Origin of the sequence: Acinetobacter sp. YH12108 (genome assembly GCF_013419055.1) — a bacterium.
Taxonomy (GTDB): Bacteria; Pseudomonadota; Gammaproteobacteria; order Pseudomonadales; family Moraxellaceae; genus Acinetobacter.
In genome coordinates this window covers 1-1002 of sequence record NZ_VPAW01000065.1, presented here as the reverse complement: position 1 = coordinate 1002, position 1002 = coordinate 1, and the positions used below count along the sequence as shown (strand labels likewise).

Genomic DNA, 1002 nt, shown 5'->3' with positions numbered 1-1002 from the left:
AAGCAAGATGAGCTAGCATTTTGCTTCCGACCGACCAAAGTCAAAGTTGCATCATGAACTATACTCATCTTACTCAAGAAGAAAGATATCAGATTTCCACATTGTTACGTGAAGGTTTTTCTAAACGTTATATCGCCTGGAGGCTAAATTGCTCACCTTCCACTATTTCCAGAGAAATAGCACGCAATCGGGCAAGGAATGGTTATTTCGCTCAACATGTCCATAAATTAGCTCGCAGACGGCATTGTCCTAATCCCAAAAGAATCCCTTATGATACTTGGGTACAAGTCATAGCTTATCTTGATCTCCAATGGAGTCCCGAACAGATTGCTTCTCATGTTTCAGTCAGTCTGCATTCCATATACAGGTTTATACAGCAGGATAAAAGCAGAGGTGGTGTGCTCTTCCACAACTTACGTTTCAGAAATCAAAGAAAGAGAAAATATGGCTCTATTGAAACTCGTGGTCAACTGACAAACCGCAAAAGTATCCATGATCGACCTGCTGAGATTGAGCAGCGCTCTCGCTTTGGTGATTTGGAAATAGATACGATAGTTGGCAAGAACCACCAACAATCCCTGGTTTCAATTGTAGATCGGAAGACAGGTTATCTTTGGCTGAAAAAGTGCAGCACGCGCAAGGCTGAGGAAGTTTGCCAGGCTACGATCAGATTATTGGAACCCATCAAAGCGCATCTAAAAACAATTACCGCGGACAATGGTAAAGAGTTCAGCCTGCATGAGTATGCTGCTCAGGAATTAGATATAGATTGGTATTTCGCTGATCCCTATAGCGCCTGGCAGCGTGGAACAAATGAAAATACGAATGGATTGATCAGACAATATATTAGAAAAGGCAGTGACTTGAATGACTATACGGATGCATATATTGCAGAAATTACTCAACGCTTGAATCATCGTCCAAGAAAAAGACTCGGCTTTAAAAGTCCGAGTCAGGTATTATGGCAACAACATGGTGTTGCACTTCAAATGCTAATCTAAG

At 41.7% G+C, this 1002-nt stretch carries 1 protein-coding gene; it reads left to right on the top strand.

Annotation, left to right across the window (positions count from 1 at the left end; all coding sequences use genetic code 11):
* Positions 1-53 precede the first annotated feature (53 nt).
* Positions 54-1001, top strand: coding sequence for an IS30 family transposase (locus FTU46_RS16630; RefSeq protein ID WP_180105352.1), 948 nt, complete (start codon positions 54-56; stop codon positions 999-1001).
* Position 1002 lies beyond the last annotated feature (1 nt).

Coding starts and splice junctions, on each gene's coding strand:
- FTU46_RS16630 (WP_180105352.1), top strand. CDS start 54: ATGAACTATACTCATCTTACTCAAGAAGAAAGATATCAGATTTCCACA.